This is a genomic window from Delftia sp. 60, from assembly GCF_002754395.1.
GTDB classification, from domain to species: Bacteria; Pseudomonadota; Gammaproteobacteria; order Burkholderiales; family Burkholderiaceae_C; genus Comamonas; species Comamonas acidovorans.
This window is the reverse complement of record NZ_PEFD01000001.1, coordinates 56,738-80,541: the sequence shown is the minus strand read 5'-3', so window position 1 is coordinate 80,541 and position 23,804 is coordinate 56,738. Positions and strand designations below refer to the sequence as shown.

The following is a 23,804-nucleotide window of genomic DNA, read 5'->3' as shown; positions in this document are numbered from 1 at the left end:
ATCATCGGCGGCCTGAAATCCCTCCCAAGAAAGCTCCATCCATGCTGCCCCGCCACAACGACCCCATCGCCGCCATCGCCACCGCCCCGGGGCGGGGTGCCGTGGGCATCGTGCGTGTGTCTGGCAAGGGCGTGGCGCCGCTGGTGCGGGCGCTGTGCGGGCGCGACCTCAAGCCGCGCGAGGCCACCTATCTGCCGTTTCGCGATGCCCAGGGCGGCCCCATCGACCACGGCCTGGCCCTGTTCTTCCCGGCGCCGCACAGCTATACCGGCGAGGATGTGCTGGAGTTGCAGGCCCACGGCGGCCCCGTCGTTCTGCAACTGCTGCTGGCGCGCTGCCTGGAGGCTGCACAAGCCTCTGGCGAAGACCATCGCAGCGTGCTGCCGGGCCTGCGCCTGGCCCAGCCCGGTGAATTCACCGAGCGTGCCTTTCTCAACGACAAGATCGACCTGGCCCAGGCCGAGGCCATTGCCGACCTGATCGATGCCAGCACCGAGGCCGCCGCGCGCAGTGCGAGCCGTTCGCTGTCGGGCGCTTTTTCCGAGGAAATCCATGGCCTGCGCGACGCGCTGGTGCACCTGCGCATGCTGGTCGAGGCCACGCTGGATTTTCCCGAGGAAGAGATCGACTTCCTGCAAAAGGCCGATGCCAGCGGCCAGCTCGCGCGGCTGCGTGGCAAGCTGGACCAGGTGCTGTCGCGCGCCCACCAGGGTGCGCTGTTGCGCGAAGGCATCAAGGTCGTGATCGCGGGCCAGCCCAACGCGGGCAAGAGCTCGCTGCTCAACGCGCTGGCCGGTGCGGAGCTGGCCATCGTCACCCCGATTGCCGGCACCACGCGCGACAAGGTGCAGCAGACCATCCAGATCGAAGGCGTGCCCCTGCATGTGATCGACACGGCAGGCCTGCGCGAGAGCAGCGACGAGGTCGAGCGCATCGGCATCGCGCGCGCCTGGGACGAGATCGCCGCGGCCGATGCCGTGCTCTTCCTGCACGACCTCACACGCATGGGCGAGCACGACTACCTGGCGGCCGATGCCGCCATTGCCGAAACCCTGGCCCAGAAGCTGCCGCGCCAGGTGCCCGTCATCGATGTCTGGAACAAGACCGATCGCGCGGAACCCGCCCGGATGCAGGAGCATGGCGGCCGTGAAGGCAGCGTGGCACTGTCCGCACGCACGGGCGACGGCCTGGATGCCCTGCGCCGGCGCCTGCTGGACGTCGCCGGCTGGCAGTCGGCCCCAGAAGGCCTGTACCTGGCGCGCGCGCGCCATGTGGAGGCACTGCAGGCCGTGGCCGCCCACCTGCAGGAGGCCGAGCTGCAGCTGGCGGCCCAGGCCGCCCACCTGGACTTGCTGGCTGAGGAACTGCGCCTGGCCCAGGTCTCGCTGAACTCCATCACCGGGGAATTCAGCTCCGACGATCTGCTGGGCGTGATCTTTTCCAGCTTCTGCATCGGCAAGTGACCGGGCTGCCGGATGGCCCCGACCTATTCGCACAGCCGGCAGAGTTGCTGCAATACTTATCTTTTGCTACAAAATTTGCCGCCAAAAACCCGCTTGTCGGCATTGGCGTGTCCGCTGCCGTCGCTTAGCATGCGGCGTGCCGCAGCGGCCCTCGTCGCTGCCTGCCGCCGGGCGCAGCCCTGGCGCGGGTGCGCGGCCCACTTCGAACCGGATCCGCCATGTCTTCTTCCTCCCACAATGATTTGCGGCCACTGGCCCAGGCCATGTCGTCGGCCGTGGCTGTCGATGGTGTGCAGAACGCGCTGACCTTGGAGCAATGGGATCTGCTGGCGCCCTACCTGGTGCCGGTCACGCTGGCGGCGGGCGAGCTGCTGTTTGCCGAAGGTTCGCTGGACCGCAATCTGTACTTCGTGGAGTCCGGCAGCCTCAGCGTGCACTACCAGGATGCGAAGGAGCGCATCCGCCTGGCCATCGTCGGCCCGGGTTCCATCCTGGGCGAGGGCGCCTTCTTCGCCCACCGTGCGCGCCATGCCACCGTGCAGGCGGCTGCGCCGGGACGGCTTTGGTGCCTGACGGCCATGCGCTTCGCCGAACTCAGCAATCGCCAGCCCGGTGTGGCGCTGGCCCTGGTCATGGCGGCCGGCCAGGTGCTTGCCCGCCGTGCGGTGGACAGCCGCCGCCGGGTGGCCAGTACCTGAAAGGCTCCCGGGCAGCACCTGGGGCGGGGCGCTGTGCGGGCGCGGGGCGGTGACAGGCCGGCCTTTGCGCTGCGACAAATTGATACAGCGGTTTTGCTGCGCCTGTGCTCGAAATGTCGCAAAGTTGCAGGCACAATGCCGCGAGTTTGTGACTATTCGTGACAATGAGAGCCCCCATGTCTGTGTTCAACTGGTTTTCCCGCAAGCCTGTGCCGGAGCAGGGCCGTGGTTCGCCCGGAGACGATGGCCAGGCCAGTGCCGCGGCGCGTCGTGATGCAGGGCCCAGCGGGCGCCGCAGCGAGCGTTCCGAGCGCCGTGAGCAGCTCTACGGTGTGGTGCGCGATGTCATGGTGCGTGCCGGTGTGTTGTCCGCGAGCTACAAGTTCAAGGTGCTCTCGCTGGACAACGTGGGCCAGCGCTTCGTGGTGATGATGGACCTGGCGCGGGCCTATGCCAGCGAAACCGCGCGGCTCAGCGAGATCGAGGCCATGCTGGCCCAGGCGGCCAAGGCCCGCATGGGTGCAGTCGTGACGGCCGTGTACTGGCGGGTCAGCGACCAGAACGCTGCAGCACAGGCCCAAGCCCAGGTGCATTCCGCAGCGACCCGCGCCCCGCGTCCTGCCCCGCCCATGGCCGTGCCGGTGGCGGCCTCGATGGAGGCGGCAGCGCCCCAGCGCCGCAGGCAGGACATGGCTCCGTTCGAGCCCATAGATGATCAGGAAATGGCGGCCTTCAAGCTCGCCGTGGCAGCCATGCCCTCAGCTGGGCGGGGAGCGGGTTCTGCAGGCTCTGCTGCAGCGGCTCCCGCTGGTGTGCGCCGCTCGGGCCCCTTGCTCGGGCCGGGCGCAGGCGATCGCGGTGCGGACTTTCCCCACAGCACGCTGGACCACCTGGACCTGGGCGTCACCCAGTACGGCGAACTGCGCTGACCGGGCTGCGGCCTGGCTCAGTGGCCGGCGAAATCCACCAGCGTGAACAGCGGCAGTCCGCTATCGCGCAGCAAGGTGGAGCCGCCCAGCTCGGGCAGGTCCACGATGGCCGCACCCTCGATCACGGTGGCGCCGAGTTTTTCCAGCAGCCGCTTGCCGGCCATCATGGTGCCGCCGGTGGCGATCAGGTCGTCGATCAGCAGCACGCGGTCGCCCGCCTTGACGGCGTCGGTGTGCAGCTCCACGGTAGCACTGCCGTATTCGAGTTCATAGGTTTCCTCCACCGTGGTGAAGGGCAGCTTGCCCTTTTTGCGGATGGGCACAAATCCCACGCCCAATTCGTGGGCCACCACGGCGCCCAGGATGAAGCCGCGCGCATCGAGCCCGGCCACCACATCGGGGCGCATGCCGCGCTGCATGTAGCGGTGCACGAAGGCGTCGGTCATCACGCGAAAGACCTGCGGGTCCTGCAGCAGCGGCGTGATGTCGCGGAACTGCACGCCAGGCGCCGGCCAGTCGGGAACGGTGCGTATGTGCGTGCGCAGGTAGTCGTTGACGCTGGGGGTGGTATGCATGGCGCTGGATCGGGGGCTGGAGAAGACGGGCCAGTGTACCCAGGCGCCCGATGGCGACCGCCGCCGCCGGATGGCCAGACCGCCTAAAATCATCCAGATGAATTCTGATGCTGCCACCCTGGATGCGCTGGACACGCCCCGTGCCCTGCGCCTGGCCCGCGACACCCTGGGCATCGAGGCCGATGCCCTTCAAGCCATGTCGCAGCGCCTTGATGGCGTGTTCGGCGAAGTGGTGCAGCGCATCCTGCGGCTGTCCGGCCGCGTCGTCGTGATGGGCATGGGCAAGAGCGGCCATGTCGGGCGCAAGGTGGCCGCCACCCTGGCTTCCACGGGCACGCCTGCGTTCTTCGTGCATCCGGCCGAGGCCAGCCATGGCGATCTGGGCATGGTGACCGGCATTGACCTGGTGCTGGCGCTGTCCAACAGCGGCGAGGCCGATGAGCTCGCTGCGCTGCTGCCGGCCATCAAGCGCCAGGGCATTGCGCTGGTGGCCATGACCGGCGGCGCGCAATCCACGCTGGCCCGCCATGCCGACTGGGTGCTGGACACCCGTGTCGAGCGCGAGGCCTGCCCCCTGAACCTTGCGCCCACGGCCAGCACCACGGCGCAGATGGCCATGGGCGACGCCCTGGCCGTGGCCCTGCTCGATGCGCGCGGCTTTGGCGCCGAGGACTTTGCGCGCTCCCATCCGGGCGGTGCGCTGGGCCGCAAGCTGCTGACCCATGTGCGTGATGTCATGCGCAGCGGCAATGAGCTGCCGAAGGTCGGGGCCGATGCCAGCTTTGTCGAACTGATGCGCGAGATGAGCGCCAAGGGCCTGGGCTGCTCGGCCATCGTCGATGCGGCAGGCGTGCTGCAGGGCATCTTCACCGACGGAGACCTGCGCCGCCGCGTGGAGGCCGGCACCGACCTGCGCGCGCTGCAGGCCGGCGATGTCATGCACAAGGGGCCCCGCACCATCGCCGAAGACGCGCTGGCCGTGGACGCCGCCAGCATGATGGAGGAGCACGGCATCACCGCGGTGCTGGTGGCCGATGCGCAGCGCCAGCTGCGCGGCGTGGTCCATATCCGCGACCTGATGCGCGCCAAGGTGATCTGATGGCACGCGCTCCTTTGACGCCCGTGCAGAACTGGGACGCACAACTGCTGCTGCTGGCGCAGGATGTGCGGGTGGCCTTCTTCGATGTCGATGGCGTGCTCACCGATGGCGGCCTGCTGTTCTCTGGCGAAGGCGAGGTGCTCAAGCGCTTCAACACGCTGGACGGCCATGGCCTGAAGCTGCTGCAAAAGGCCGGCATCACGCCCGCCGTGGTGACGGGCCGCGATTCGCCGGCCCTGCGCCTGCGGCTGAGCAACCTGGGCGTCACGCATGCGCGCTTTGGCACGGAAGACAAGGTGCCTGCCGCCGAGGCCATTCTGGGCGAGTTGGGCCTGCAGTGGCACCAGGCGGCAGCCATGGGCGACGACTGGCCCGACCTGCCCGTGATGCGCCGCTCCGCCTTTGCCTGCGCGCCGGCCAACGCCCATGACGAGGTGCTGGCCGTGGCCGACTGGATCACGCCGCGCAGCGGTGGCGAAGGGGCGGTGCGCCAGCTGTGCGACCTGCTGCTGGCCGCGCGTGGCGCCTATGCCGGGCTGCTGGCGGAATACGCATCATGATCCAGGCTTGGCGCCGCGTCGGGGACCGGCTTTCCCTGTACCTGCCCGTGCTGCTGATGGGCCTGCTGGCGCTGGGCACCTGGTGGCTGGTGCGCAATGCACCGCAGCCCGTGGCCAGCGGCACCGAAAAGGCCGTGGCGCATGAGCCCGACTACTTCATGAAGGATTTCTCGATCAAGAGCTTCGACGCCACGGGGCGGCTCAAGAGCCAGATCGAGGGCAGCATGGGCCGCCACTATCCGGATACCGACACCCTCGAAATCGACAACGTGCGCATGTTCGCGGTCTCGCCTGAAGGCCGCATCACGCGCGGCAGCGCCAAGCGGGCGCTGAGCAATGCCGATGGTTCCGAGGTGCAGATGTTTGGCAATGCCGTCGTCACGCGCGAGCCATTTGTGACAGCAGGTAAACAACCGCAGCCGCAGTTGCAATTCCAGGGCGAATTCCTGCACGCCTGGCCCAACGAGGAAAGAGTGAGTTCCAACCAGCCCGTGGTGCTGACCCGTGACAAGGACCGTTTCACGGCCGACAGCATGCAGTACAGCAACCTGGATCTGGTGATGAAGCTGCAGGGCCGCGTGCGCGGCACCCTGCAGCCGTCCAGGACCAAGTAAGGCGCCAGCGCAAGCGCAGGCCTGCCGATGGAGAACAAGCCATGACGACATCCTCGCGCAGCCCGGCACCCCTGGCCTTCATCACCGGCGCATCCAGCGGCATAGGCCAGGCCCTGGCCTGGCATGCCTACCAGCAAGGCTGGTCGCTGGCACTGGTTGCACGGCGTGGCGACGTGATGGCGCAATGGGCTGCGCAGCAGGGCCTGGAGGCGTCGCGCTTCGCCATCTACGAGGCCGATGTGGCCGTGCCCGACAGCATCATCGCTGCCGCCCGGCGCTGTGAGCAGCAGCAGGGCCTGCCCGATGTCGTGATTGCCAATGCCGGCGTCAGCTGGGGTGTGGACACCTCGATGCGCGAGGATATCGACACCATGCAGCAGGTGCTGGCCGTCAACACCATGGGCGTGGCGGCCAGTTTCCATCCCTTTATCGCGCCCATGGTGCGGCGTGGCAGCGGGCAGTTGGTCGGTATCGCCAGCGTGGCCGGGCTGCGCGGCCTGCCGGGACATGGTGCTTATTGCGCCAGCAAGGCTGCAGTCATTGCCTATTGCGAAAGCCTTCGCGGTGAATTGCGCAGTAGTGGCGTAAAAGTCACTACATTGCTTCCTGGTTATGTAGATACACCCCTCACACGCGGTAACCGCTATGGCATGCCATTCCTATTGCAGCCCCATGAGTTTGCTGCAAGGGCCTGGCGTTGCATTGATGCCGGGCGCAGCCTGGCCATCATCCCCTGGCAAATGGCGTGGGTTGGCCGTTTGATGAAAATTCTGCCAAACCCCTTGTTTGATCGGCTGCTTGTAGGACGAAAGCGCAAACATCGTCATTCGAAAAATCCCTGAAGCTCGTCGTGCCCAGGGAATATGTTCATGCATAAACTTGCACCCGCAAAAAAGGCTCCCTTAAGGAGCCTTTTCTTGTTTGGGAGAACATGGAGACCGGGGTCTCATTCTCCGTTGTTATTGTTGTTTCCCCAGCCGCCGCCACGGCCGCCATTGCGGGGGCCGGAGCCATAGGGGCTGCGGAAACCGCCATCGCCACGGCCGCCGTAGCCGCCGCCACCACCGCCGTCACCACGGCCATAGCCACCACCGCCGCCGCCATCGCTGCGTCCGTAGCCGCCGCCATCACCGCGGCCACCGCCACCGTAGCCACCGCCGCCGCCATCACCACGGCCATAGCCGCCACCACCGCCGCCGCCACCAAAGCCGCCCGAGCGCGGGGGACGGGGCTCCATGGGGCGCGCTTCGTTCACCACGAGGCTGCGCCCGCCCAATGGCTGGCCATTCATGCCTTGAACGGCTGCCTGTGCCTCGGCATCGCTGCCCATTTCGACAAACCCGAATCCCTTGGAGCGGCCTGTGTCGCGTTCCATCATGACCCGGGCGCTGGTGACAGCGCCGAACTGGCTGAATGCCTGCTCCAAGTCGTTGTCACGCACACCATAGGGAAGGTTGCCGACGTAAAGCTTATTGCCCATCAAAAACTCCTCAACTCCTCAATGCTCACTGGTTTGCGCTCGGCTTCAGGACGCACAGACATCAGGTTCTTTGTATACAAGAGCCTGTCCAACCTTCCTAAACACATAGCGTTCGAACGGGTCTGCCCGAAACCAAATTATGAAGCACAAAAATCAAAAAGATAAATGCTCGAAAACACAAGCTGATAACGTTTGGCAACAAAAAAGGGGCCCGAAGGCCCCATTTTTTTGCTATCGCAAGCTCTAAGCGAGTGCTTAGTAGCTGTTGCGACGGCCGCCGCCACCGCCGTAGCCGCCATCACGGTTGCCGCCGCCGAAGCCGCCGCCACCGCCGCCACCACCAAAGCCGCCGCCGAAGCCGCCGCTACGGGGAGCGCGGGGCTCCATCGGACGGGCTTCGTTGACCACCAGGTCACGGCCGCCGCGGTTTTGGCCGTGCAGGCCTTGGATAGCAGCTTGTGCTTCGGCATCGCTGCCCATTTCGACGAAGCCGAAACCCTTGGAACGGCCGGTGTCGCGCTCCATCATCACTTTGGCGCTGTTGACGGCGCCGAATTCGCTGAAGGCTTGCTCCAGATCGCTGTCACGGAAGGTGTACGGCAGGTTGCCGACGTAAAGCTTGTTGCCCATGGAGGACTCCTGAAAAAACTGGAAAACGCGATGGAGCCCTAGGGAGTCAACACGGGATGACAACGTTAGAGACGCAAACGCACTCGCCCTCATTGAGCCGAAGCCCGAACGAAAGCCTGCCCATTATGTGGCAGAAGTTTTCGCACGTTATTACTGTTTCGCAAAAATTCGTCGTGCCCGCCACAGAATGCCCCTGGGAGTAACCCTGAAATTGCGGCAGCGCATAAGCAAGTGCCGTGGCGGCAGTGGTGGTCGGCATGCGGATCGGGGGGCTGCTATGATCGCCGCCTCAGTCTTTGGGGAGTAGATCGTTCGGCTCAGTAGCCGGATGCATGCGTCAACAAACTTGGGCCTTCGCTGGCCTATGGCGTATGCGGCGCGCAGTGCAATGCTGCGTGTGACCGATCGAGACCATTGACCGCGCACCGATCCAAAGGCCGGAGTCGGAGCGTGGTCAATGCGTGCTCTATCCGGCCGGATAAATCCCCACACCATGGAAGCCTTCCTGATTTCAACCTCCGTCGTGGCACTTGCCGAGATGGGGGACAAGACCCAGCTGCTGTCGCTGGTGCTCGCCGCGCGTTTTCGCAAACCCTGGCCCATCGTTGCGGGCATTTTCGTGGCCACGCTGGTCAACCATGCGCTGGCCGGTGCCGTGGGCGCCTGGATCACCAGCTACCTGGGCGAGAACGCCATGCGCTGGATCCTGGGCCTGTCCTTCATCGCCATGGCGATCTGGATGCTGATCCCCGACAAGCTCGACGAGGACGAGGTCTCCGGGCATTCGCGCTGGGGCGTCTTCGGCACCACGCTGGTGGCCTTCTTCCTGGCCGAGATGGGCGACAAGACGCAGATCGCCACCGTGATGCTGGCGGCCAAGTACAACGCCTACCTGTGGGTGGTGGCCGGCACCACGCTGGGCATGATGCTGGCCAACGCGCCTGTGGTGTGGCTGGGCGACAAGCTGGTCAAGCGCGTGCCCATACGCCTGGTGCATGTGATCTCGGCCGTGATCTTTCTGGTGCTGGGCGTGCTGGCCCTGTTCCTTCCGGGGACGGGCGTTTTGGCATAATGAGCCTTCATGCGCCGATTTGCTTCTGCTTGCGGGCGCTTTATAAATCCTGCTAAAGACGACACCAGAGAACCCGGCCTCGTTTTTAGCGATGCCGGGTTTTTTCATGTCCTTCATCGCCACACCACAAACCATGCACTTCGACGAGCCCCTGCCGCTGCAGGGCGGCGGCTCGATCCGGGACTACGACCTCGCCTACGAGACCTACGGGCAGCTCAATGCCGATCGCAGCAACGCGGTGCTGGTCTGCCATGCGCTCAATGCCTCCCACCATGTGGCAGGCGTCTACGAGGGCCAGGCCAAGAGCGAGGGCTGGTGGGACAACATGATCGGCCCGGGCAAGCCCGTGGATACGAACCGGTTCTTCGTGATCGGCGTGAACAACCTGGGCTCGTGCTTTGGCTCGACCGGCCCCATGCACGCGCATCCCGACACCGGCAAGATCTATGGCGCCGACTTCCCCGTGGTCACGGTGGAGGACTGGGTGGACGCCCAGGCCCGGCTGCTGGACCGGCTGGGCATTGGCCAGCTGGCCGCCGTGCTGGGCGGCAGCCTGGGCGGCATGCAGGCGCTGTCGTGGTCGCTGCGCCATCCTGACCGCATGCGCCACGCCGTGGTCGTGGCCAGCGCGCCCAACCTCAATGCCGAGAACATCGCCTTCAACGAGGTGGCGCGCCGCGCCATCGTCACCGACCCGGATTTCCACGGCGGGCATTTCTACGAACACGGCGTGGTGCCGGCGCGGGGACTGCGCATCGCCCGCATGATCGGCCACATCACCTACCTCAGCGACGACGTGATGAACCAGAAGTTCGGCCGCCAGCTGAGGGAGGGGCTGGACCTGAAGTACAGCACGCAGGACGTGGAGTTCCAGATCGAGAGCTACCTGCGCTACCAGGGCGAGAAGTTCAGCAGCTACTTCGACGCCAACACCTACCTGCTGATCACGCGTGCGCTCGATTATTTCGACCCGGCGCGCGCGCATGGCGGCGACCTGACCCGGGCGCTGTCCGTGGCCAAGGCCGGCTTCCTGCTGGTGAGCTTCACCACCGACTGGCGCTTTGCCCCCGCGCGCAGCCGCGAGCTGGTCAAGTCGCTGCTGGAGAACAACCGCGACGTCAGCTACGCCGAGATCGACGCGCCCCACGGCCATGACGCCTTCCTGCTCGACGATCCCCGTTACATGAAGGTGATGCGCTCCTACTTTGACAACATCGCCCAGGAAACCCCGACAGTCGCCAAGGAGGCCGCATGACCGAGCTGAACACCATGCAGGCGATTGCGCGCCTGATCCCCAAGGGCTCGCGCGTGCTCGACCTGGGCTGCGGCGATGGCGCCCTGCTGTCGCACCTGCAGCGCGAGCGTGGCTGCACCGGCTACGGCGTGGAGCTGGACGACACCAATGTGCTGGCCTGCGTGCGCCGGGGCGTGAACGTGCTGCAGCTGAATCTGGAGGACGGCCTGGCCATCTTCCAGGACAACAGCTTCGACGTGGTGCTGCAGATCGACACGCTGCAGCATCTGCGCAATGCCGAGACCATGCTGCAGGAGACGGCGCGCATAGGGCGCGCGGGCATCGTCGCCTTCCCCAACTTCGCGCACTGGCCCAACCGCCTGTCCGTGCTGCGCGGGCGCATGCCGGTGACGCGGCGCCTGCCCTACCAGTGGTATGACACGCCCAATATCCGCGTGGGCACCTACAAGGACTTCGAGGTGCTTGCCACCCGCAACCGGCTGCGCATCCTGGACTCCTTCGGCCTGCAGGATGGCCGCAGCGTGCGTACCCTGCCCAATCTCATGGCGGGCACGGCCGTCTTCCATTTCGAGCACGCCTGAGCGGCGGTCCGGGCCATGCCCGTGTCATGGGTGGCGCGCACAATCGACGGATTGCGAACCCGAAAGGCAGACATGAACCGCTTCCCACGCCGCCGCGCGCTGGCCCTGGCCGGCGCAGCCGCCGGCCTGCTGCTGGCAGGCTGCGCCACGCCGCAGGCCGCCAATCCCCCATCGCAGGCCGCGGACTGGCCTCCCCGGCCCGCGCTGATCGCGCACCGCGGTGCATCAGCGCTGCGGCCAGAGCACACGCTGGAGGCTTACCGGGAGGCCATACGCGCGGGCGCCGACTTCATCGAGCCCGACCTGGTCATCACGCGTGATGGCGTGCTGGTGGCGCGGCATGAGAACGCCATCGCCATCCTGGCGGCCGACGGCAGCCTCAAGGAGGCCACCACCAATGTGGCCGACCGCCCCGAGTTCGCGGCGCGCAAGACCACCAAAACCATCGACGGGCAGGCGATCACGGGCTGGTTCGTGGAGGATTTCACGCTGGCCGAGCTGAAGACGCTGCGTGCGCGTGAACGCATCCCGGCGATCCGCCCGGCGAATGTGCAGTTCAATGACCGTTTCGAGGTGCCCACGCTGCAGGAGGTCATCGACCTGGCAAAGGCGGAGAGCGCGCGCACGAACCGCACCATAGGCATCTATCCCGAGACCAAGCACCCGAGCTACTTCCAGTCCATCGGCCTGCCGCTGGAGCCCGTGCTGCTGAAGCTGCTTGCGGACAACGGCTGGAACCATGCGCAGGCGCCAGTCTTCGTGCAGTCCTTCGAGGTCGAGAACCTGCGCTGGATACGCGCGCGCAGCAGCCTGCGCCTGGTGCAATTGCTGGCGCCCAAGGGCAAACCCTATGACAGCGTGGCGCGCGGCACGGGCCCCGGCTATGCCGACATGGTCACGCCCGCAGGCCTGGCCGAGATTGCGCGCTATGCCAACGGCATCGGGCCGAGCAAGAGCATGGTGATCCCCGTGGTGCAGGGCGCCAATGCGGCGCCCACGGCGCTGGTGGCCGATGCCCACCGTGCGGGGCTGCTGGTCCATCCCTGGACGCTGCGGCCCGAAAACGCCTTCCTGCCCCTGAGCCTGAAATCGCCACCCGCACAGGACGGCACCCGGCGCGGCAATGCACGCGCCGACATGGACGATTTCCTGCGCACGGGCATCGATGGCATCTTCACCGACGATCCGTCGGTGGGGCGCGCGGCCATTGATGACCTGCTCAAACCGAAGCCTTGAGACGGCGCGCCGCCGCGCGCTTGCCTGCTGCCTGCGCCTGCTCCAGCCACTGCTGCACACGGGCGGCCTCGGCGCCGAGCACGGGGCCGAAGCTATGTATGCGCACGGGCCGGATGCCGCTGAATTCCAGGATGGCGCGGCGCATCTGGTGGTGGCCCGGCATGTGCGCCACCCAACGGTAGTACCAGGGCGGTGAATCCATGCTCACCAGCAGGTCGGCCGTGCGGCCGGCCAGCAGCCGGTCCCACAGCACCGAGCCCTTGCGGTACTTGAAGGCGAAGCCCGGCAGAAAGATGCGATCGATGAAGCCCTTGAGCAAGGCCGGCAGGCCGCCCCACCAGGTGGGATAGGCCCATGCCAGGTGGCTGGCCCACAGGATGTCGGCCTGGGCCCGCTGCAGGTCAGGCTCCAGGGGCTGGTCCTGGCGGTAGCCGGCATGCAGCAGCGGGTCGAAGTCCAGTTCGCCCAGGCGCAGCAGGCGTACCTCGGCGCCGCTGTCGCGTGCGCCCTGTGCGTAGGCGTCGGCCAGGCCTGCGCACAGGCTGCTGGCCGACGGGTGGCCGAGGATGATCAGGATGCGCTGGGGATGCGTATCGGCAGGAGGGCGGGAGGTGCTTGGAGACATGGAGCCCATGTTCGCCTTGCCCCTTGGGGCAGGGTCAAGCACCCGGGCTCAGGCCGCGTGCTCAGGCCAATGCGGGTTCGCAGGCGCCCTGGGTACCTGCCGTCTCCAGGCTGCATTCGAGCAGTTCGCGCTCCAGCGCCGCCAACTGGGACTGCTGTGCCTGGAGGCGCCGGATGTCCGCCTGAACCTGGGTGCTGCGCTCGCGCAGCAGCCGGGCCAGGGCTTCCCAGCTTGTGGCCTCATGGATGCGGTGCAGGCCGTGCAGCTCGTCCAGCCGAAAGCCCAGTCCCAGCGCCTGGCGGATGCGCTGCACAAGCACCAGGTCCTGCTCGCCATAGATGCGGTAGCTGCCTGCCCGTGCCACGGCGCCGAGCAGGCCCCGTGATTCATACAGCCGGACGGCCTTGGGCGAGCAGCCGGCGCGTCGGGCGAGTTCTCCGATATACATGGCGCGATCGTAGTCGTTGGCGGCGGGGTGTCCGGGGTCCGTGCCGCCTTGGCGCACAATGACCGGATCGCGGCGCTGGCTTCGCTCGAACGGTGCGCCGACCCATGACACGAGGACCCGCCATGAACGCACGCACCCCTTCGCAGCTGCTGCAGCCCGCAGCCGCGCTTGACCAGATCAGCCGCTCCTGGGACGAGCGCATCGTCCCGGCGCTGACCGAGTACATCGCCATTCCCGCCAAATCGCCCATGTTCGCGCCCGACTGGGAGCAGCAGGGCCACCTGGAGACCGTGCTGCGCAATGCGGCCGACTGGGTGCTGGCGCAGAGGGTGGCCGGCCTGACGCTGGAGATCGTGCGCCAGCCCGGCCGCACGCCGGTGCTGTTCTTCGAGGTGGAGGGCACGCAGGACAAGGCGGCCTCCAGCCCCACGGTGCTGATGTACGGCCACCTGGACAAGCAGCCAGAGTTCGACGGCTGGCGCAGCGACCTGGGCCCGTGGACGCCCAAGTACGAGAACGGCAAGCTCTATGGCCGTGGCGGCGCCGACGACGGCTATGCGGTCTACGCCAGCATCGCGGCCGTGCAGGAGCTCAAGCGCCAGGGCGTGCCGCACCCGCGCATCCTGGGCCTGATCGAGACCTGCGAGGAAAGCGGCTCGCGCGACCTGTTGCCCTATGTCGATGCCCTGCGCCCGCGCCTGGGCGATGTGGGCCTGGTGATCTGCCTGGACAGCGGCGCCGGCAACTACGACCAGCTGTGGCTGACCACCAGCCTGCGCGGCATGGCCAGCGGCACGCTGAAGGTGGAAATCCTCACCGAGGGCGTGCATTCGGGCGATGCCTCGGGCGTCGTGCCGTCGTCCTTCCGCATCCTGCGCCAGGTGCTGGACCGGCTGGAGGACAGCAAGACCGGGCGCCTGCTGCCTGCCAGCTTCCACTGCGAGGTGCCGGCCGAGCGCATGGCGCAGATGCGCGATACGGCGGCCATCCTGGGCGAGGAGACCTATGCCCGCTTCCCCTGGGCGCACTACGACTGCGGCGGCTCCACGCTGTTCGCCCTGCCCACCACCACCGACCCGGTCCAGGCCCTGATCAAGCGCACCTGGGAGCCCACGTTGAGCGTGACCGGCGCCGAGGGCCTGCCCGCGCTGCAGGACGCCGGCAACGTGCTGCGCCCCTATACCGCCTTCAAGCTCAGCCTGCGCCTGCCGCCCCTGGTCGATGCCGCTGCCTGCGTGCAGGAAATGAAGGCGCTGCTGGAGGACAACGCTCCCTACCAGGCCCGTGTGACCTGGCAGGGCCTGTCGGGCGCCAGCGGCTGGAATGCGCCGGCCATGGACGGCTGGTTCGAGGACGCGCTCAACGCGGCAAGCCAGGCGCATTTCGGCGCCTCCTGCGGCTACATCGGCCAGGGCGGCACGATTCCGCTGATGAACATGCTCAGCCAGGGCTTTCCCAAGGCCCAGATGATGGTCTGCGGCGTGCTCGGACCCAAGAGCAATGCCCACGGTCCCAATGAATTCCTGCATGTGCCCTATGCCAAGAAGCTCACGGCCGCCGTGGCCCAGGTGATCGCCGCCATGGCCGGGGCGCAGGCAGCCGCCGAGGCGGACGCTGCTGGCGTGGCGTGATGGCAGCGCCGGCCCCCGCACCCGTTCCCGCACCTGCCTCGCAAGGCCAGGTCACGCGCCTTGCGTCCAGCGACGGCGCCGAGCTGTCGCTGCGCGACTGGCCCGTGGACGGGGGCCAGGCGCGCGCCACCGTGCTGCTGGTGCACGGCCTGGGCGAGCACATCGGTCGCTATGAGGCGCTGGCCCGGCGCCTCAATGCCTGGGGCTATGCGGTGCGCGGCTACGACCAATACGGCCATGGGCGCTCGGCAGGGCCGCGCGGCGGCTTGACGGCCGATGGCCGGCTGCTGGATGACCTTGCCGCCGTGGTCGATGCCACGCGTGCCCAGCAGCCCGCTGGCCAGCCGCTGGTGCTGCTGGGCCACAGCCTGGGCGGCCTGGTGGCTGCGCTGTTCGTGGCGCGTGCCATCCGGCCTGTCGATGCGCTGGTGCTGTCTTCGCCGGCCTTCGACGTGGGTCTGTCGCCCATCCAGAAGCTGCTCGTGGGCACGCTGCCGCGCCTGGTGCCCGACCTGCGCGTGTCCAACGGCCTGCAGATTCCCTATCTCTCGCATGACGTGGCGGTCTGCGATGCCTACCGCGCCGATCCGCTGTGCCATGACCGCATCAGCGCACGGCTGGCGCGCTTTCTGGCGCAGGGTGGCCCGCAGGTGCTGGCCCGCGCGGGGCAGTGGAGCGTGCCCAGCCTGCTGATGTGGGCGGGGGACGACAGGCTGGTGGCGCCGGCCGGCAGCCAGGCCTTTGCCGACCGCGCGCCGCCAGCCGTGGTACAGGCGCAGTGCTTTGACGGCGCCTACCACGAGCTGTTCAACGAGCGCGATGACTTCGCCGCGCCTGTGTTCGCGCGGCTGCGCGACTGGCTGGGCCGCTTCAGGCCAGCGTGAGCGCCGCCAGCGCAGCCAGGGGCGCGGTTTCCGCGCGCAGCACGCGTGGCCCCAGCGTGACGGGCACAAAGCCCTGGGCTCGGGCCAGGGCCTCCTCGGCAGGCGACAGGCCGCCCTCGGGGCCGGAGAGAAAGACCACGGGTGCATCCTCGGCCGTGGCATCCAGGATCTCACCCAGCGGCCGCGTGCCCTCGCCCAGCGACAGCAGCAGGCGCAGCGTGCCGGGCGGCAGCTGTTTCGCACCGCCCTCCAGCCAGTCCTCCAGGTCTGCAGGGGTGTGCAGCGGGGGAACGCGGTTGCGCGTGCACTGCTCGCAGGCCGATACGGCCACGGCCTGCCAGTGGGCGAGTTTTTTCTCGGCGCGCTCGCCCTTGAGCTTGAGCACGCTGCGCTCGGCCACCAGCGGGGTGATGCTGGCGGCGCCCAGCTCGGCCGCCTTCTCCACCAGCCAGTCCATGCGTTCGTTGGCCGTGATGCCGGCCAGCAGGTGCACGGGGCGCAGGGGCTCGCGTTCCACGGCGTGGTGCGCGCCTATGCGCACGGCCACGTCGCTGCGGCCCATGCGCATCACGGTGGCCTCGAACTCGCCGCCGCTGAAGCCTTCGCCGGCACGGCCTTCGAAGAGGGTGATGCCGTCGCCGGGCTGCAGGCGCAGCACCTGCACATGGCGCGCCGCGCCGGGCGGCAGGTCGATGTCGGCGCCGCTGCGCAGCGCAATGGGGCAGTGAAAGCGTGGCATGGCGTATCCGTTCTCAGACGCGCCCGTAGGCCCAGCCGACCTGGGGCTGGATGTTTTCGATCTGGTCCACCAGGCGCAGCAGCGGCATCAGCTCGCGGTAGCGGCTGCAGGTGGAGCGGATGTAGTGGATGAAGCGCGGCGCGTCGGCCAGGTAGCGGGGCTTGCCGTCGCGCAGCGTCAGCCGCGCGAAGATGCCGGCCACCTTGAGGTGGCGCTGCAGGCCCATCCACTCCACGCCCCGGTAGAACTCGCCGAAATCGTCGCCCCAGCCGCTTTGGCTGCGCGCGCCGACCAATCCCGACTTGCGCGCCTTCTCCCAGTAACGCACGGTAATGTCGATGACAAAGTCCTCTTCCCAGCTGATGAAGGCATCGCGCAGCAGGCTGGCGATGTCATAGGTCACCGGGCCATAGACCGCATCCTGGAAGTCCAGCACGCCCAGCGGGCCGCTGGCGGTCACGGGCTGCATGAGATTGCGCGTCATGAAGTCGCGGTGCACGAAGACGCTGGGTGCCGCCAGGTTGTGGGCCACGATCTGGTCGAAGGCCTTGGCCAGCGTGGCCTGCTGCCTGTCGTCGAGCACGGTTTCGCGGTGGCGCGCGATGTACCAGTCGGGGAACAGCTGCAGCTCGCGGCGCAGCAGCGCGTCGTCATACGCGGGCAGCACGTCGGGGCGCGAGGCGGTCTGCCAGGCCAGCAGCACCTCCAGCGCCGAGCGGTACCAGGCTTCCGCGTCCTGGGGCTTTTCCGGGTCCAGCGCCTCAATGACGGTGTGGCCGCCCAGGTCGGACAGCAGCATGAAGCCGTGCGCCGCATCCCAGTCCAGGATCTGCGGCACGGCCAGCCCGGCCGAGGCCATCAGCGCCTGCACCTTGGCGAAGGGCGCGCAATCTTCCTTGTCCGGCGGGGCATCCATGACGATGAGGCTGGCGCCCGCGCTGGTGTCCAGGCGCAGATAGCGGCGAAAGCTGGCATCGGCCGAGGCAGGGCGCAGTGTTTCGGGGCGCAGCGCGTGGCGGGCGGACAGCGGGGCCAGCCAGGCGTCGAAGGCGGCGTGGCGGGCGGGGTCGGCCCAGACAACGCCGGCCGTGGGGGTGTTTGGATGGCTCATGGATAATCGCGATTCTACAAACCGCCACCCCGGCGAATGCCCGGCGGTGATGCTAGGCTTGCGCCTTTGTCCACCCGCCGCTGTTGACCACCGTGTACCTCCGACCGCCGCTCCCCGATCCGCTGGCTGCCCGCGCGCCCGCGCGCCCCGCTGTACGCCCGCTGGCCTGGCTTGTGGCTCTCGCATGGGCCGGTGGCTCCACGATGGCCCAGGCCCAGCCCGCTGCAGCCGACGAAGGCCGGCTGCAGCAAGTCCGCCCGCTGCGCCCCAGCACGCTGATGCAGGAAACCTATCCCGAGGCGGTGCGCTCCCAGCAGCCCGTCTATGTGCGCGGTGACGCGCTCAGCGGCCAGCCGGACATCAACTCTGTGGTCGAGGGCAATGCCGAACTGCGCCGTGGCGACACCATGATCCGCGCCGACCGGCTCGAATACCAGGTGCCCGACGACCGCGTCAATGCCTCGGGCGCGGTGCACATCAACCAGGCCGGCAATGTCTACGAGGGCTCGCAGCTGGACCTGGAGGTCGATGCCTTCAAGGGCTTTTTCGACAACGCCGGATATCGCTTCCTGGCCAATGGCGCCTACGGCAAATCCTCGCGCGTGGACTTCATCGACCGCGACCATGCCGTGGTCCACGATGCCACCTACACCACCTGCCAGCGCGACGACGAGGCCAGTTGGGAGCCGGCCTGGATGCTGCGCGCCCGGACCCTGCACATCGATATGGCCGAGGAAGTGGGCGTGGCCGAGGGCGCTGCCCTGCAGTTCAAGGGCGTGACCGTGCTGCCCGTGCCGCGCATGAGCTTTCCGCTGTCGGACAAGCGCAAGTCGGGCCTGCTGCCTCCCACCATGGGCCTGGACAAGCTCAGCGGCATCGAATACACGCAGCCCTACTACTGGAACCTTGCGCCCAACCGCGACATGACCCTGTATCCCTCGGTCATGAGCAAGCGCGGCGTCAACCTGGGCGCCCAGTTCCGGTACCTGGAGCCGACCTATTCGGGCGAGGCCTATGCGGCCTACATGCCCGGCGACCGCCAGCGTGACCGGGACCGCTGGGCCTACTCGCTGCAGCACCGGGGTGTCATCGACTCGCCCATCGGCGGCCTGGGGTTGAACATGAACCTCAACCGCGTCAGCGACGACAACTACTGGCGTGACTTCCCGCTGGCCGCCAAAACGCTGCGCGAGCGCCTGCTGCCCAACGATGTGAACCTGTCCTGGGCGCGGGGCGACAATGTGCTGACCCTGCGCACCCTGTACTGGCAGACCATGCAGGATGCATCGGCGCCCATTGCCCCGCCCTACGGCATGAAGCCGCAGCTGCAATGGCGCTACACGCCGCTGGACCTGCCGCACGGCCTGGACTTCAGCTTTGTGGCCGACACCACGCGCTTCGAGATCGACAAGCCCCTGGCCGGCATGACCTACAACAACGGCCAGCGCAGCTACATGCTGGCCCAGGTGAGCCGCCCCTTCCTGTCGCCGGGCGCCTTCATCACGCCCAGGATCCAGTTGCACACCAGCAACTACCAGGTGGACAGCCTGATGAGCAACGGCAGCCGCAATGCCTCGCGCACGCTGCCCACGGTCAGCGTGGACAGCGGGCTGGTGTTCGAGCGCGACACCACGCTGTTCGGCCGCCAGCTGCTGCAGACCTTCGAGCCGCGCGCCTTCTACACCTACACGCCCTACCGCGACCAGAGCTTTCTGCCGCTGTATGACACGGCGCGCAACGACTTCAACTTCGCGAGCATCTACTCCGAGAACGACTACAACGGCCAGGACCGCATTGCCGACAACCACCTGCTGACCCTGGGCGCGACCACGCGCCTGATCGACGGGGCCACGGGTGCGGAAAAGGCGCGCTTCGGCATTGCGCAGCGCGTGCGTTTCTCCGACCAGAAGGTCATCCTGCCCGGCGAGGTGCCGGCCACCAGCCGCCTGTCCGACGTGCTGCTGGGTGCGGCCATCAACTGGACCGATGCCTGGTCCACCGAAGGCACGACCCAGTACAACCGCGACCTCAACCGCTCGGTGCGTACCACCTTTGGTGCGCGCTACAGCCCCAGCTCCTACCGCACGGTGAACGTGGCCTACCGTACCCAGTACGACACCGTGGCGCGTACCGACGCCAGCAAGCTGGTCGATGTGGGCTGGCAATGGCCCATCAACGACCTGTGGGGCGACAAGGGGCGCGACCTGGGTGCCGGCCGTGGCCAGGGCGGCGGGCGCTGGTACACGGTGGGCCGGTTGAACTACAGCCTGAAGGACCGCAAGCTCGTCGATACCGTGGTCGGGCTGGAGTACGACGGCTGCTGCTGGATTGGCCGCGTGGTGCTGGAGCGCCTGCAAAGCTCCATCACCCAGTCCAACACCCGGCTGCTGTTCCAGATCGAGTTCGTCGGCTTCTCGCGGCTGAGCCTGGGTGCAGACCCGCAGCGCAGCCTCAAGCAGAATGTGCCGCGCTACCAGTACCTGCGCGAGTCCGTGACGCCTCCCAGCCGCTTCACCAACTACGATTAGAGCCAACGCTCCAAACACGCTTTTTGCAAGGCATCTCTCCCATGCGTTTTCTTTCCCAGACCCATTGCTGCGCAGCTGCCGCTGTGGCGCTGGCCTTGCTGGCCACCACAGCCCAGGCGCAAGGCCTGCGTGTTCCGGGCCAGTCCAGGGCGCCCCAGGCCGGCGATGCCTCCGTCTCGCGTGCGCTGGACGCCACCAACCTGCCCTCGTCGCGCGATCGCGGCGCCAAGGCTGGCGTGCGCTCGGCCGATTACATCGTCGCCGTGGTCAACTCCGAACCGGTGACCAACAACGAAGTGCGTGCCCGCATGGCGCGCGTGGCGCAGAACATTGCCGAGCAGGGCGGCCAGATGCCGCCCGAGGCGCTGCTGGCCCGCGAGGTGCTCGAGCGCCTGATCGTCGAAAAGGCCCAGCTGCAGGAAGCCAAGGACACGGGCCTGCGCGTGGATGACTACGCCGTGGACCAGGCGCTGACCAATGTGGCGCGGCAAAACGGCCTGGACAAGGCGGGCCTGCAGTCCCGCCTGCGGGCCGAAGGCGTGAACGAAAAGCAGTTCCGCGAAGAGCTGCGCCGCCAGATCACGCTGCAACGTCTGCGCGAGCGCGATGTGGACGGCCGCGTGCGCGTCACCGATGCCGACATCGATCGCTACCTGGCTGAGCAGCGCAGCGGCGGTGCCGACAAGGCACCGGCCGCCGTGAACCTGGGCCACATCCTGATTTCCGTGCCCGAGAACGCCAGCCCCGCCGAAGTGGCCGAGCGCGAGGCCCGCGCCAAGCAGGCCGCCGAGGCCGCCCGCACGCAAGGCGACTTCCTGGCCGTGGTCAAGGAGTTCTCCGATGTGCCCGACGGCCAGGGCGGCGGCGCCATGGGCATGCGCCCGCTGGACCGCTATCCCGAGCTGTTCACCAAGGCAGTGGGCCAGACGGCGCAGGGCGGCATCGTCGGCCCCTTCCGTTCGGGCGCGGGCTTTCACGTGCTCAAGGTGCTGGAGAAGTCGCAGGCCGGCATGCCGTCCGTGGTCACGCAAAACCATGCGCGCCACATCCTGCTGCGCATTGGCGACCAGATGACCGAGGCCGATGCCGCCAAGCGCCTGGCCGACTACAAGCGCCGCGTGGACAGCGGCCAGGCCAGCTTCGAATCGCTGGCCCGCGAGTTCTCGCAGGACGGCAGCGCGCGCAACGGCGGCGACCTGGGCTGGGCCTCGCCCGGCCAGTTCGTGCCCGAGTTCGAGCAGGTGCTCAATGCGCTGCAGCCCGGCCAGGTCAGCGACCCGCTGGTCTCGCGCTTCGGTGTGCACCTGATCCAGCTCATCGAGCGCCGCCAGGCTGCGCTGACGCCCCGCGAGCAGCGCGACATGGTTCGCAACGTGGTGCGCGAGCGCAAGCTCGAAACCGACTACCAGACCTGGCTTCAGGAGCTGCGTGGCCGCGCCTACGTCGAGTACCGCGAGCCTCCGCAATAAGACACCCCCGAGCAGCTGCGGCTGCGGCAGTCCACAATGGAAGGCGGTGCCATGGCGCACCGCCTTGCTTTTTCTATGAAACACATTCCTCGCAAACGTTTCGGCCAGAACTTCCTGACCGATGACGGCATCATCGACGGCATCGTGAGCGCCATCGACCCCCGGCAGGGCCAGTCCATGGTCGAGATCGGGCCGGGCCTGATGGCCCTGACCCAGCCCCTGGTCGAACGCCTGGGCCGGCTCACCGTGATCGAGCTGGACCGCGACCTGGCCGTGCGCCTGCGCCTGCACGAGCAGCTCGACGTGGTCGAGTCCGACGTGCTCAAGGTGGACTTCCGTGCCATTGCCGCGCGCCTGGGCGTGCCCAAGCTGCGCATTGCGGGCAACCTGCCCTACAACATCTCCAGCCCCATCCTCTTTCACCTGCTCGAGCAGGTGGACGTGGTCGAGGACCAGCACTTCATGCTGCAAAAGGAGGTCATCGACCGCATGGTGGCGTCGCCCTCCACGGCCGCCTATGGGCGGCTGACGGTCATGCTGCAGTGGCGCTATGCGATGGAGAGCGTGCTGTACGTGCCGCCCGAGAGCTTCAATCCGCCGCCCAAGGTGGACAGCGCCGTCGTGCGCATGGTCCCGCGCGAGTCGCCGGCGGCCCTGGACGCGAAGCTGCTGGAGGAGATGGTGCAGGTGGCCTTCAGCCAGCGGCGCAAGATCCTGCGCAACACGCTGGGGCGCTGGCTGGAAGCCAAGGGCTTTGACGGGGAATTCGACCTGCAGCGCCGCGCCGAGGAAGTGCCGGTGTCCGAATACGAGGCACTCGCCGCCCGGTTCACGCGCGCCTAGGCACAGGCGCCCAGCGACTGCAGCGCCGACAGAGCCCACAGCACCCGATTGGGCGCTGTGGGCTCTGGGCCCTCAATGTCCTGCGCTTACAGGAACGAGTAGAAGCAGCGGAACGGAATCTTGCGCTCGGCCCAGTACTCGGCCGCGTCGCGGAAGCTGTCCAGCAGCTGCTCGCGCACTTCCTTGTCGAACTTGGGCGTGGTCGGGATCTGGTCGAGCACGAGCACAAAGCCCGGCTGCGGGCCGGCCTTGTGGATGGGGTCGGTCAGGCAGTCATAGAGCGCGTCGAAGTTCTTGCCGAAATGCGCGGGGAAGAAGAACTGCGTGGCCAGCAGTTCCAGGATATCGGCCTTGGTCTGCGCATGGGCCAGGTTGGCATACAGAAAATGGCACCCCAGCGTCTCGGCCGCCTGTTGCAGATCCTCCACCCTGTAGGCGCGGATGGACTGCACGATGTTGGCGCGCACGTTCCGCAAAGGGGTGTCGGGGATCTTACGAAGTGGTGCATCCATCTCCGTGGCTCTTTCTCTAACGTGGATGTGGCCTGCGGGGACGGGCTCATGGCCTTCGGCATCCCTGGGCTGTGGATGAAATGCAGACCCCTGCCAGCGCACTGCGTCGGACACGGAGGGTCGAACTGGCTGTAGAGACTGGGTCGAGGTCATTCGATGATCTTGCGAAAGCTGCTGTAGTGGTCGCTGGTGTAGTAGCAGGCATCGGGCTGCTGGGGCTCCCCGCCGCAGACGATGCGGCGGGCTCCACGGTCACGCGAACCGGGCGTGCGCACCGTGTACTCACGGTAATAGCCGCGCGACTGGCGCGGCAGGATGCGCTCGCGGTTGCCGAACACCGTGCCGTCCTTGTCGTGGGCAAAAGGCCCGCCGCGCAGGATCAGCGTATACGTGGAACGGCCTTCGCGCGGCAACTCGGACAGGGCGACGGTGGCCACGGCCGCCGTCGTCTCCACGCTCTCGGGCGCCGAGCGGCGCGCATCAGCGAGCGAGGGTGACAGCACAAAGGCGGCCCCGACGATGAGCGCTAGACCGGACTGGTACGCCTTGGCGGCGGCTGCCTTCAGCATCAACTACACCTTTCAGAAATCCAGGGAAGCCCTGAAATCTCGACCCGCTAGTGTGACGGAACACCCCTCAAAATGCAAGTTCTGCCCAAAAAACAGGCAGCTTGACCAAGGAAATGTCTGGGGATTGAACAGTGAGAAGGCAACTCTGCGCCTGAGTTGCCTGCTATTCAATGCAAATGCCGCCCGTTGTCAAAAAAAGCGCGCGCGGCCAAAACGAGGGGCACCGAGCAAGGGCCGCCCCGCAGCGATGGTG

Annotated in this window: 25 protein-coding genes; 16 read left to right on the top strand and 9 right to left on the bottom strand. The window is 67.4% G+C overall.

The window, feature by feature from the left end:
* The first annotated feature begins 41 nt into the window (after positions 1-41).
* The 3 genes from mnmE to CLV01_RS00345 all read left to right on the top strand — a co-directional run bounded on the left by mnmE (position 42) and on the right by CLV01_RS00345 (position 3,090).
* Entirely contained in the window at positions 42-1,463 is a 1,422-nt protein-coding gene (gene mnmE, locus CLV01_RS00355) for a tRNA uridine-5-carboxymethylaminomethyl(34) synthesis GTPase MnmE (protein WP_065344994.1), read from the top strand.
* Positions 1,464-1,681: 218 nt separating this feature from the next.
* The gene (locus CLV01_RS00350; protein ID WP_012207851.1) at positions 1,682-2,161 is read left to right on the top strand and encodes a Crp/Fnr family transcriptional regulator; all 480 of its coding nucleotides are present in this window, start codon (positions 1,682-1,684) and stop codon (positions 2,159-2,161) included.
* A gap of 176 nt (positions 2,162-2,337) precedes the next feature.
* A complete protein-coding gene (locus CLV01_RS00345; protein ID WP_099732620.1) occupies positions 2,338-3,090 on the top strand; it encodes a hypothetical protein in 753 nt (250 codons plus the stop codon).
* A 17-nt stretch (positions 3,091-3,107) separates the two neighbouring features.
* Here the strand turns inward: CLV01_RS00345 and CLV01_RS00340 are convergent, their stop codons facing one another.
* Entirely contained in the window at positions 3,108-3,665 is a 558-nt protein-coding gene (locus CLV01_RS00340) for an adenine phosphoribosyltransferase (RefSeq protein WP_012207849.1), read from the bottom strand.
* A 97-nt stretch (positions 3,666-3,762) separates the two neighbouring features.
* Between CLV01_RS00340 and CLV01_RS00335 the strand changes: the two genes are divergently transcribed.
* The 4 genes from CLV01_RS00335 to CLV01_RS00320 are packed head-to-tail and all read left to right on the top strand — an operon-like array spanning position 3,763 to position 6,780.
* Positions 3,763-4,764, top strand: a complete 1,002-nt coding sequence (locus CLV01_RS00335) for a KpsF/GutQ family sugar-phosphate isomerase (RefSeq protein WP_013804807.1) — start codon at positions 3,763-3,765, stop codon at positions 4,762-4,764.
* A complete protein-coding gene (locus CLV01_RS00330; protein WP_012207847.1) occupies positions 4,764-5,324 on the top strand; it encodes a KdsC family phosphatase in 561 nt (186 codons plus the stop codon). The genes CLV01_RS00335 and CLV01_RS00330 overlap by 1 nt, the downstream gene beginning before the upstream one ends.
* Positions 5,321-5,938 (top strand): LPS export ABC transporter periplasmic protein LptC, encoded by a 618-nt coding sequence (gene lptC, locus CLV01_RS00325; protein WP_013804806.1) that lies wholly within the window; start codon positions 5,321-5,323, stop codon positions 5,936-5,938. The genes CLV01_RS00330 and lptC overlap by 4 nt, the downstream gene beginning before the upstream one ends.
* Positions 5,939-5,979: 41 nt before the next feature.
* Entirely contained in the window at positions 5,980-6,780 is an 801-nt protein-coding gene (locus tag CLV01_RS00320) for an SDR family oxidoreductase (RefSeq protein WP_099732621.1), read from the top strand.
* Positions 6,781-6,884: 104 nt separating this feature from the next.
* Here CLV01_RS00320 and CLV01_RS00315 read toward each other — a convergent pair whose 3' ends face one another.
* Positions 6,885-7,418: an RNA recognition motif domain-containing protein gene (locus CLV01_RS00315; protein ID WP_071953977.1), complete on the bottom strand. Its 534-nt coding sequence runs from the start codon at positions 7,416-7,418 to the stop codon at positions 6,885-6,887.
* A gap of 255 nt (positions 7,419-7,673) precedes the next feature.
* Complete coding sequence (locus CLV01_RS00310; RefSeq protein ID WP_012207843.1) at positions 7,674-8,048, bottom strand: RNA recognition motif domain-containing protein; 375 nt, start codon at positions 8,046-8,048, stop codon at positions 7,674-7,676.
* 493 nt (positions 8,049-8,541) lie between these two features.
* Between CLV01_RS00310 and CLV01_RS00305 the strand changes: the two genes are divergently transcribed.
* From CLV01_RS00305 to CLV01_RS00290, 4 genes are all read left to right on the top strand, one after another.
* A complete protein-coding gene (locus CLV01_RS00305) occupies positions 8,542-9,120 on the top strand; it encodes a TMEM165/GDT1 family protein (protein WP_099732622.1) in 579 nt (192 codons plus the stop codon).
* Positions 9,121-9,226: 106 nt separating this feature from the next.
* Positions 9,227-10,375: a homoserine O-succinyltransferase MetX gene (metX, locus tag CLV01_RS00300; protein WP_099735023.1), complete on the top strand. Its 1,149-nt coding sequence runs from the start codon at positions 9,227-9,229 to the stop codon at positions 10,373-10,375.
* Positions 10,372-10,956 (top strand): methionine biosynthesis protein MetW, encoded by a 585-nt coding sequence (gene metW, locus CLV01_RS00295; RefSeq protein ID WP_099732623.1) that lies wholly within the window; start codon positions 10,372-10,374, stop codon positions 10,954-10,956. The genes metX and metW overlap by 4 nt, the downstream gene beginning before the upstream one ends.
* Before the next feature lie 72 nt (positions 10,957-11,028).
* Positions 11,029-12,192: a glycerophosphodiester phosphodiesterase gene (locus tag CLV01_RS00290; protein ID WP_180288344.1), complete on the top strand. Its 1,164-nt coding sequence runs from the start codon at positions 11,029-11,031 to the stop codon at positions 12,190-12,192.
* Here the strand turns inward: CLV01_RS00290 and CLV01_RS00285 are convergent.
* A complete protein-coding gene (locus tag CLV01_RS00285; protein ID WP_099732625.1) occupies positions 12,176-12,826 on the bottom strand; it encodes an NAD(P)H-dependent oxidoreductase in 651 nt (216 codons plus the stop codon). The genes CLV01_RS00290 and CLV01_RS00285 overlap by 17 nt on opposite strands.
* A 52-nt stretch (positions 12,827-12,878) precedes the next feature.
* On the bottom strand, positions 12,879-13,376 hold the full coding sequence (locus CLV01_RS00280) for a MerR family transcriptional regulator (RefSeq protein ID WP_257221161.1): 498 nt from the start codon (positions 13,374-13,376) through the stop codon (positions 12,879-12,881).
* Positions 13,377-13,387: 11 nt separating this feature from the next.
* Between CLV01_RS00280 and CLV01_RS00275 the strand changes: the two genes are divergently transcribed.
* Entirely contained in the window at positions 13,388-14,896 is a 1,509-nt protein-coding gene (locus CLV01_RS00275; protein ID WP_099732626.1) for a M20 family metallopeptidase, read from the top strand.
* Positions 14,896-15,780: an alpha/beta hydrolase gene (locus CLV01_RS00270; RefSeq protein WP_099732627.1), complete on the top strand. Its 885-nt coding sequence runs from the start codon at positions 14,896-14,898 to the stop codon at positions 15,778-15,780. The genes CLV01_RS00275 and CLV01_RS00270 overlap by 1 nt, the downstream gene beginning before the upstream one ends.
* On the opposite strand, the gene CLV01_RS00265 is transcribed toward CLV01_RS00270, so the two are convergent.
* On the bottom strand, positions 15,767-16,519 hold the full coding sequence (locus CLV01_RS00265; protein ID WP_099732628.1) for a 16S rRNA (uracil(1498)-N(3))-methyltransferase: 753 nt from the start codon (positions 16,517-16,519) through the stop codon (positions 15,767-15,769). The two genes, CLV01_RS00270 and CLV01_RS00265, sit on opposite strands and share 14 nt — an antisense overlap.
* Before the next feature lie 13 nt (positions 16,520-16,532).
* The gene (locus tag CLV01_RS00260) at positions 16,533-17,630 is read right to left on the bottom strand and encodes an aminoglycoside phosphotransferase family protein (protein WP_099732629.1); all 1,098 of its coding nucleotides are present in this window, start codon (positions 17,628-17,630) and stop codon (positions 16,533-16,535) included.
* A gap of 92 nt (positions 17,631-17,722) precedes the next feature.
* Here CLV01_RS00260 and CLV01_RS00255 point away from each other — a divergent pair, with 92 nt between their 5' ends.
* The 3 genes from CLV01_RS00255 to rsmA all read left to right on the top strand — a co-directional run bounded on the left by CLV01_RS00255 (position 17,723) and on the right by rsmA (position 22,470).
* On the top strand, positions 17,723-20,158 hold the full coding sequence (locus CLV01_RS00255; RefSeq protein ID WP_099735025.1) for an LPS-assembly protein LptD: 2,436 nt from the start codon (positions 17,723-17,725) through the stop codon (positions 20,156-20,158).
* Positions 20,159-20,199: 41 nt separating this feature from the next.
* Positions 20,200-21,627, top strand: a complete 1,428-nt coding sequence (locus CLV01_RS00250; protein WP_013804794.1) for a peptidylprolyl isomerase — start codon at positions 20,200-20,202, stop codon at positions 21,625-21,627.
* A gap of 75 nt (positions 21,628-21,702) precedes the next feature.
* A complete protein-coding gene (gene rsmA / locus CLV01_RS00245; RefSeq protein ID WP_099732630.1) occupies positions 21,703-22,470 on the top strand; it encodes a 16S rRNA (adenine(1518)-N(6)/adenine(1519)-N(6))-dimethyltransferase RsmA in 768 nt (255 codons plus the stop codon).
* 86 nt (positions 22,471-22,556) lie between these two features.
* On the opposite strand, the gene CLV01_RS00240 is transcribed toward rsmA, so the two are convergent.
* A complete protein-coding gene (locus tag CLV01_RS00240) occupies positions 22,557-22,982 on the bottom strand; it encodes a barstar family protein (RefSeq protein WP_013804792.1) in 426 nt (141 codons plus the stop codon).
* A 149-nt stretch (positions 22,983-23,131) separates the two neighbouring features.
* A complete protein-coding gene (locus CLV01_RS00235) occupies positions 23,132-23,551 on the bottom strand; it encodes a ribonuclease domain-containing protein (protein WP_013804791.1) in 420 nt (139 codons plus the stop codon).
* Positions 23,552-23,804 lie beyond the last annotated feature (253 nt).

Coding starts and splice junctions, on each gene's coding strand:
- CLV01_RS00340 (WP_012207849.1), bottom strand. CDS start 3,665: ATGCATACCACCCCCAGCGTCAACGACTACCTGCGCACGCACATACGC.
- CLV01_RS00260 (WP_099732629.1), bottom strand. CDS start 17,630: ATGAGCCATCCAAACACCCCCACGGCCGGCGTTGTCTGGGCCGACCCC.
- CLV01_RS00250 (WP_013804794.1), top strand. CDS start 20,200: ATGCGTTTTCTTTCCCAGACCCATTGCTGCGCAGCTGCCGCTGTGGCG.
- CLV01_RS00235 (WP_013804791.1), bottom strand. CDS start 23,551: ATGCTGAAGGCAGCCGCCGCCAAGGCGTACCAGTCCGGTCTAGCGCTC.
- CLV01_RS00310 (WP_012207843.1), bottom strand. CDS start 8,048: ATGGGCAACAAGCTTTACGTCGGCAACCTGCCGTACACCTTCCGTGAC.
- CLV01_RS00345 (WP_099732620.1), top strand. CDS start 2,338: ATGTCTGTGTTCAACTGGTTTTCCCGCAAGCCTGTGCCGGAGCAGGGC.
- CLV01_RS00330 (WP_012207847.1), top strand. CDS start 4,764: ATGGCACGCGCTCCTTTGACGCCCGTGCAGAACTGGGACGCACAACTG.
- CLV01_RS00240 (WP_013804792.1), bottom strand. CDS start 22,982: ATGGATGCACCACTTCGTAAGATCCCCGACACCCCTTTGCGGAACGTG.
- lptC (WP_013804806.1), top strand. CDS start 5,321: ATGATCCAGGCTTGGCGCCGCGTCGGGGACCGGCTTTCCCTGTACCTG.
- CLV01_RS00270 (WP_099732627.1), top strand. CDS start 14,896: ATGGCAGCGCCGGCCCCCGCACCCGTTCCCGCACCTGCCTCGCAAGGC.
- CLV01_RS00315 (WP_071953977.1), bottom strand. CDS start 7,418: ATGGGCAATAAGCTTTACGTCGGCAACCTTCCCTATGGTGTGCGTGAC.
- CLV01_RS00285 (WP_099732625.1), bottom strand. CDS start 12,826: ATGGGCTCCATGTCTCCAAGCACCTCCCGCCCTCCTGCCGATACGCAT.
- CLV01_RS00305 (WP_099732622.1), top strand. CDS start 8,542: ATGGAAGCCTTCCTGATTTCAACCTCCGTCGTGGCACTTGCCGAGATG.
- CLV01_RS00275 (WP_099732626.1), top strand. CDS start 13,388: ATGAACGCACGCACCCCTTCGCAGCTGCTGCAGCCCGCAGCCGCGCTT.
- CLV01_RS00265 (WP_099732628.1), bottom strand. CDS start 16,519: ATGCCACGCTTTCACTGCCCCATTGCGCTGCGCAGCGGCGCCGACATC.
- metX (WP_099735023.1), top strand. CDS start 9,227: ATGTCCTTCATCGCCACACCACAAACCATGCACTTCGACGAGCCCCTG.
- rsmA (WP_099732630.1), top strand. CDS start 21,703: ATGAAACACATTCCTCGCAAACGTTTCGGCCAGAACTTCCTGACCGAT.
- CLV01_RS00320 (WP_099732621.1), top strand. CDS start 5,980: ATGACGACATCCTCGCGCAGCCCGGCACCCCTGGCCTTCATCACCGGC.
- CLV01_RS00290 (WP_180288344.1), top strand. CDS start 11,029: ATGAACCGCTTCCCACGCCGCCGCGCGCTGGCCCTGGCCGGCGCAGCC.
- mnmE (WP_065344994.1), top strand. CDS start 42: ATGCTGCCCCGCCACAACGACCCCATCGCCGCCATCGCCACCGCCCCG.
- CLV01_RS00350 (WP_012207851.1), top strand. CDS start 1,682: ATGTCTTCTTCCTCCCACAATGATTTGCGGCCACTGGCCCAGGCCATG.
- metW (WP_099732623.1), top strand. CDS start 10,372: ATGACCGAGCTGAACACCATGCAGGCGATTGCGCGCCTGATCCCCAAG.
- CLV01_RS00335 (WP_013804807.1), top strand. CDS start 3,763: ATGAATTCTGATGCTGCCACCCTGGATGCGCTGGACACGCCCCGTGCC.